Here is a 6,385-nt window from a genome sequence, read left to right as displayed (position 1 = left end):
GTCAACGCCGTCGCGTCCGCGATCGCGAACGGCACGTTCAACATCCGCGCCAACGTCTGCGCCAGATACGTCTTGCCCGTCCCCGTCGGACCGATCAGCAAGATGTTCGACTTCGCCAGCTCGACGTGGTCGCCCTCGTCGGTGGTCGACGCCTTCGTCGACTCCCCCGCCTGGACGCGCTTGTAGTGGTTGTAGACCGCGACGGCGAGCGCCCGCTTCGCCGGGTCCTGCCCGATCACGTACTGGCCGAGGAACTCGAAGATCTCCCGTGGCTTGGGCAGCTCGACGAGCCCGAGCTCGGTGGCCTCGGCCAGCTCCTCCTCGATGATCTCGTTGCACAGGTCGATGCACTCGTCGCAGATGTACACGCCGGGACCCGCGATGAGCTTCTTGACCTGCTTCTGCGACTTTCCGCAGAACGAGCACTTGAGCAGGTCGGCGCCGTCCGAGATACGAGCCACGTAGCGTCTCCTTGTCCGGGTGACCGGGCGTCCCTCCGCCCGGCACGGGCCCGCCGTCCACGTCGCAGCGGGTCCTTCTTCCCATTCCACACCACGGGAACCCCGTTGTCAGGTGGGCTCCCCGGTGAAGGGCCACATCCGATGACGATCGATGCCGTTCCGTGTCCGAACGCGTCCGCGTGCGAGGACGCGGGCCCAGACGCGTCGCGCCGCCGGTCCCGGAGGACGCGGCGGCGCGACGGACGACGGCGGGGTGCGGGCCCGGTCAGGGCGTGTTCACCGCCACGGCCTTGCGGCTCTCGAGCACCTGGTCGACGAGGCCGTACTCCTTGGCCTGCTCGGCCGTGAGGATCTTGTCGCGCTCGATGTCCTGACGCACCTCCTCGACCTCCTTGCCCGAGTGCAGCGCGAGGGTGTCCTCGAGCCACTCGCGCATGCGGATCAGCTCGTTCGCGTGGATCTCGATGTCGGAGGCCTGCGCGTAGCCCCCGCCCTCCATCGCCGGCTGGTGGATGAGGACGCGCGCGTTGGGCAGGGCCAGGCGCTTGCCCGGCTGACCGGCCGCGAGCAGCACGGCCGCGGCGGAGGCCGCCTGGCCGAGGCAGACCGTCTGGATCTGCGGCTTGATGTACTGCATCGTGTCGTAGAGCGCGGTCATCGCGGTGAACGACCCACCCGGCGAGTTGATGTAGAGGATGACGTCGCGGTCCGGGTCCTGGCTCTCGAGCACGAGCAGCTGGGCCATGACGTCGTCCGCGGACGCGTCGTCGACCTGGACGCCCAGGAAGATGATGCGGTCCTCGAACAGCTTGGTGTAGGGGTCCTGCCGCTTGAAGCCGTACGCGGTGCGCTCCTCGAACTGCGGCAGCACGTAGCGTGCGGACGGCGCGCCGCCCGGCAGGGCCACGCCTCCGGGCCGCGCGGCGGGGCCGGCGAGACGCTGGGCGGTCGACAGGTACTGGGACTCTGCGCTGAAGGTCACGGGGGTTCTCCTCGAAGTGAAGTCGGGTCCGGGGTGCGGGGCTCAGGAACCCGTCGTGCCGCCGCCGCCCGTGACGGACGCCGCGTTCGTCACGACGTGGTCGACGAAGCCGTACTCCCTGGCCTCCTCCGCCGTGAACCAGCTGTCGCGGTCGTTGTCCTTGAGGATCTGCTCCAGCGGCTTGCCGGTCTGCTCGGCGGTCAGCTCGGACAGCACCTGCTTCATGTGCATGATGAGCTGCGCGTTGATGCGCACGTCGGTCGCCGTGCCGCCGATGCCGCCCGAGGGCTGGTGCATCATGACGCGCGCGTGCGGCGTCGCGTACCGCTTGCCCTTGGTGCCGGACGACAGCAGGAACTGGCCCATCGAGGCCGCCATGCCCATCGCGATCGTCGCGACGTCGGGCTGGATGTACTGCATCGTGTCGTAGATGGCCATGCCGGCCGTGATCGACCCGCCGGGCGAGTTGATGTACAGCCAGATGTCCTTCTCCGGGTCCTCCGCTGCGAGCAGCATCATCTGCGCGCAGATCGCGTTCGCGTTCTCGTCGCGCACCTCCGACCCGAGCCAGATGATGCGCTCCTTGAGGAGCCGGTTGTAGATGGAGTCGTTGAGGCCGAGGCCCTGGCCTTCGGTGCGTGCCACCGGGCCGGTCGCGTCGGACGGCAGGTACAGCTCGTTCACTTCCATCTCCTTCGTCGCTCCCGCGGGTCCCACCCGCCTGCGCATGCCCGGGCCGGAGCCGGTTCGTCACCGTCCTCCGGCCGTGCTGCAGTGACCCTAACGCGGTGGGCCGCGGCCGTTCGTCCCGACGCGGCGCGTTTTCGCTGTCGGCGCATACGCCGCCCGGGGGGGACCGGACCGTGCGCGGACGACGACGCCCGCACCCCGGTCGTGGGGTACGGGCCGTCGTCGTGGCCGGTCAGGCCTTGGTGCTCTTCTCCGCCGGGTCCTCGACGGGCGCGTCCGCGGCCGGGTCGCCGGAGTCGTCCACGGGAGCCTCGTCGACGGGCTCGGCCGACGCTTCGGCCGCAGCGGCCGCGGCGGCGGCGTCCTCGGCGTCGTCGGCGTCGTCGGCGTCCGAGCCGATGAACTCGGTGAGGTCGACGACGTTGCCCGCCGAGTCCTTGACCTCGACCTGGCGCAGGGCGACGGCGAGCGACTTCGAGCGCGCGACCTCACCGACCATCGCCGGGATCTGCCCGCCCTGGTCGAGCGACTGGATGAACTGGTTCGGGTCCATCCCGTACTGGCGCGACGCCTGCACGAGGTACTCGAGCAGCTCGTTCTGCGCGACCTTGACCTCGAGGCTCTCGGCCAGGGTGTCGAGCAGGATCTGGTTGCGGATCGCCGTGGTCGCCTCCTCGGTGACCTCCGCGCGGTGCTCGTCGTCCTCGAGGCGCCCCTCGGACTCGAGGTGGCGGTGCACCTCGGCCTCGACGACGCCGGCGGGGACGGGGATCTCGACGGCGCCCGAGAGCGCCTCGAGGAGCGCGTCACGCGCGGCGACGGCCTGGTTCGACGTCTTCGTGCTCGCCACCTGCTCGCGCAGGTCCGCGGTCAGCTCCTCCAGCGTGTCGAACTCCGACGCGAGCTGCGCGAAGTCGTCGTCCGCCTCCGGCAGGTCGCGCTGCTTGACGGTCGTCGCGGTGACGGTGACCTCCGCCGCCTTGCCCTCGTGCTCGCCACCGGCCAGCGGCGCGGAGAACGTCGTCGTCTCGTCGGCGGACAGGCCGGTGAGCGCCTCGTCGAGGCCCTCGAGCATGTTGCCGGAGCCGATCTGGTAGCTGACGCCGGAGACCGAGTCGACCTCCTCGCCGTCGATGACGGCCTTGAGGTCGATGACGACGAAGTCGCCCTCGGCGGCGGGGCGGTCCACGCCCACCAGGGTGCCGAAGCGCTCGCGCAGCGCGTCGAGCCGCTCGGTGACGTCCTCGTCGGTGACCTCCGCCGCGTCGACCGTGATGTCGAGGGAGCCGAGCTCGGGGAGCTCGATCTCCGGGCGCACCTCCACCTCGGCGGTGAACACGAGCTGGCCCTCGCCGGCCTTGGCGGGGATCTCCGTGACCTCGACCTCGGGCTGGCCGAGCGGGCGCAGGCTCTCCTCGCTGGCGGCCTGGCGGTAGAAGCCGGAGAGCGCGTCGTTGACGGCGTGCTCGACGACGGCGCCCCAGCCGACGCGCTGGTCGATGATGCGGGGCGGGACCTTGCCCTTGCGGAAGCCGGGGATGTTCACCTGCTCCGCGATGTGCTTGTAGGCGTGGTCGATGCTCGGCTGGAGCTCGTCGTACCCCACCTCGACGGTCAGCTTGACCTTGGTGGGGTCGAGGGTCTCGACGGCGCTCTTCACTTCGATGGTCTCCAACTGATCGGGGCGGGCCGGCGTGCGGCGACGGGACGGGCTGCGCGCCCGTCGCGCGAGGGGTGCCGGGTCACCGCGGGCGTACGGGCAACCCGTCAAGCCTACGCCACACGACCGCGCGCGGTGGGCCCGTGCCGGCGGAGCCGTCGCGCGGCCACGGCTCCGCCCGACGACGACCTGTCGGGGTGACAGGATTCGAACCTGCGACCTTCCGCTCCCAAAGCGGACGCGCTACCAACCTGCGCCACACCCCGTCCGCCCCGGGACGCCGGGCGGGCACCGGTCAGTGTACTGGTGGGCGCACCGGGGCCGGGCACCGTTTGCTAGGGTTGCGGCCGCAGGTCGGCGGTACCGACCGGGCTCCCGACGGACGCCCGGGCCCGGGCCGCGGCTGCTCGCGGGCGTAGCTCAATGGTAGAGCCCCAGTCTTCCAAACTGGCTACGCGGGTTCGATTCCCGTCGCCCGCTCCCTGCGCGCACGGCGCCCCGCCAGGCCGGCGGGCGCCCGTCGTCGTCCCGGGCGCGGTCACCGTTGCAGGCCCGTGACCGGGACGGATACGCTCGGCAGCACCACGCCCTGCGCCGCGGCCCTCCCGGGGGCCCGCCGGCCGGGCGCTGCCGACCAGGAGGAGCGAGGAATGACCGCGAGCGCCGCGCGTCCCGCACCGCTCCGCCGCGCCGTCGCGCGGACCTCCTGTCGTCGCTGTCACGGCTGTCGCTGACGACCGCCCCTGCCGCGCCCGCACCGGGCGCAGCCCGCCCGTCCCGCACCTCGGCGCGCGGGCCCACCCGGGCTGCGGGACGCTGGCTCCGGACCCCGTCCGCCCCGCTCCCCTGCACCGAACCCCGTTGTTCCGGGCTCGCTCCGAGCCCTCGACAGAAGAGGAAGCCATGGCACGCATCTACGACGACGTCACCAAGCTCGTCGGCAGCACCCCGCTCGTCCGTCTCAACAAGCTCACCGAGGGGGCGGGCGCGACCGTCGTCGGGAAGCTCGAGTTCTACAACCCCGCGAACTCGGTCAAGGACCGCATCGGCGTCGCGATCATCGACGCCGCCGAGGCGTCGGGCGAGCTGAAGCCCGGCGGCACGATCGTCGAGGCGACGTCGGGCAACACCGGCATCGCGCTGGCGATGGTCGGCGCGGCGCGCGGCTACGACGTCGTGCTGACGATGCCGGAGACGATGTCCAAGGAGCGCCGCGCGCTGCTGCGCGCGTTCGGCGCCGAGCTCATCCTCACGCCCGGGTCGGAGGGCATGAAGGGCGCGGTGAGCAAGGCCGACGAGGTGGTGGCCGAGCGCGAGGGCGCGATCCTCGCCCGGCAGTTCGCCAACGAGGCGAACCCCGAGATCCACCGCCGCACGACCGCCGAGGAGATCTGGGCGGACACCGACGGTCAGGTCGACATCGTCGTCGCCGGCATCGGCACGGGCGGGACCATCACGGGCGTGGGCCAGGTCCTCAAGGAGCGCAAGCCCGGCGTGCAGATCGTGGCGGTCGAGCCCGAGGAGTCGGCCATCCTCAACGGCGGGCAGCCCGGACCGCACAAGATCCAGGGCATCGGCGCGAACTTCGTCCCGGAGATCCTCGACACGTCCGTCTACGACGAGGTCATCGACGTCAACGCGGAGACGGCCGTCGAGTACGCGCGCCGCGCGGCGAAGGAGGAGGGCCTGCTCGTGGGCATCTCGTCCGGCGCGGCGATCGCGGCGGCGCTCGAGCTGGCGCGGCGGCCGGAGAACGCCGGGAAGCTCATCGTGACGATCATCCCGTCGTTCGGCGAGCGATACCTGTCGTCGGTGCTCTACGCCGACCTGCTGGACTGACGTTGTCCGCTCCGTCCGAGCGTCGCGGCGGACCCGGGAGGCTGTCCCGGGTCCGCCGCTTCCTGCGCGTGCTGGAGGAGGACCTCGAGGCGGCACGACGCCGGGACCCCGCCGCGCGCAGCCGCCTCGAGGTCGCCCTCGCCTACCCCGGTGTCCACGCCGTCTGGGCCTACCGGCTCGCGCACCGCATGTGGCGCGAGCCCGTCCTGCGCCTGCCGGCCCGGCTCGTGTCGCAGCTCGCGCGTGCGCTGACCGGTGTCGAGATCCACCCTGGCGCGCGCATCGGCCGCCGCCTGTTCATCGACCACGGGATGGGCGTCGTCGTCGGCGAGACCGCGGAGGTGGGCGACGACGTCGTCCTGTTCCACACGTCCACGCTCGGCGGTCGGTCGATGCGTCGCGGCAAGCGCCACCCCACGCTCGGCGACCGCGTCGTCGTCGGCGCCGGGGCGAAGATCCTCGGCCCGGTGTGGGTCGGCGACGACGTCCAGGTCGGGGCGAACGCGGTCGTCGTCAAGGACGTCCCGGCGGGAGCGGTCGCGGTCGGCGTGCCGGCCCGCGTGCGCGTCCCCGAGTCGACGCCGGCCGCGCACGCGACCGTGGAGGACCCCTCGCTCCTCATCGAGTACGTGATCTGAGCCCGGGAGCGCACGCGACGTTCCGCTAGGGTGGGCGGCAGCGGTACCCGGGACGCCGCGTCCCGGACATCCTCGGCGCCCGCCGGGGCCGTGCCGCGTCGTCCCCACCGTCCCT

At 72.1% G+C, this 6,385-nt stretch carries 6 protein-coding genes and 2 tRNA genes; 3 read left to right on the top strand and 5 right to left on the bottom strand.

Translation table 11 applies throughout. The annotated features are described in order from the left end of the window. The 5 genes from BJF88_RS12050 to BJF88_RS12030 form a co-directional block, all read right to left on the bottom strand. The coding region (locus BJF88_RS12050) for a ClpX C4-type zinc finger protein (protein WP_139316044.1) at positions 1 to 461 on the bottom strand (461 nt) is incomplete at its 3' end. A gap of 265 nt (positions 462 to 726) precedes the next feature. Further along, complete coding sequence (locus BJF88_RS12045) at positions 727 to 1,443, bottom strand: ATP-dependent Clp protease proteolytic subunit (protein WP_075828977.1); 717 nt, start codon at positions 1,441 to 1,443, stop codon at positions 727 to 729. Between the two features lie 42 nt (positions 1,444 to 1,485). Further along, positions 1,486 to 2,133 (bottom strand): ATP-dependent Clp protease proteolytic subunit, encoded by a 648-nt coding sequence (locus tag BJF88_RS12040; protein ID WP_075828982.1) that lies wholly within the window; start codon positions 2,131 to 2,133, stop codon positions 1,486 to 1,488. Between the two features lie 232 nt (positions 2,134 to 2,365). Then, a complete protein-coding gene (gene tig, locus BJF88_RS12035; protein ID WP_075828976.1) occupies positions 2,366 to 3,793 on the bottom strand; it encodes a trigger factor in 1,428 nt (475 codons plus the stop codon). A 192-nt stretch (positions 3,794 to 3,985) separates the two neighbouring features. After that, a tRNA-Pro gene (locus tag BJF88_RS12030) sits at positions 3,986 to 4,059 on the bottom strand. Positions 4,060 to 4,202: 143 nt separating this feature from the next. Between BJF88_RS12030 and BJF88_RS12025 the strand changes: the two genes are divergently transcribed. The 3 genes from BJF88_RS12025 to epsC all read left to right on the top strand — a co-directional run bounded on the left by BJF88_RS12025 (position 4,203) and on the right by epsC (position 6,270). Beyond that, positions 4,203 to 4,273: transfer RNA gene (locus BJF88_RS12025), tRNA-Gly, on the top strand. A gap of 423 nt (positions 4,274 to 4,696) precedes the next feature. After that, positions 4,697 to 5,632 (top strand): cysteine synthase A, encoded by a 936-nt coding sequence (gene cysK, locus BJF88_RS12020; RefSeq protein WP_075828975.1) that lies wholly within the window; start codon positions 4,697 to 4,699, stop codon positions 5,630 to 5,632. Positions 5,633 to 5,673: 41 nt separating this feature from the next. After that, a complete protein-coding gene (gene epsC, locus BJF88_RS12015; RefSeq protein ID WP_075828981.1) occupies positions 5,674 to 6,270 on the top strand; it encodes a serine O-acetyltransferase EpsC in 597 nt (198 codons plus the stop codon). Positions 6,271 to 6,385 lie beyond the last annotated feature (115 nt).

The sequence above is a fragment of the Cellulosimicrobium sp. CUA-896 genome (genome assembly GCF_001942335.1).
Lineage (GTDB): Bacteria > Actinomycetota > Actinomycetes > Actinomycetales > Cellulomonadaceae > Cellulosimicrobium.
The sequence above is the reverse complement of the archived record's forward strand: the minus strand, read 5'-3'. Positions and strand labels throughout refer to the sequence as shown.

Bases quoted from the DNA above. Each gene is read 5' to 3' on its own strand.
- BJF88_RS12040 (WP_075828982.1), bottom strand. From the start codon at position 2,133: ATGGAAGTGAACGAGCTGTACCTGCCGTCCGACGCGACCGGCCCGGTG.
- cysK (WP_075828975.1), top strand. From the start codon at position 4,697: ATGGCACGCATCTACGACGACGTCACCAAGCTCGTCGGCAGCACCCCG.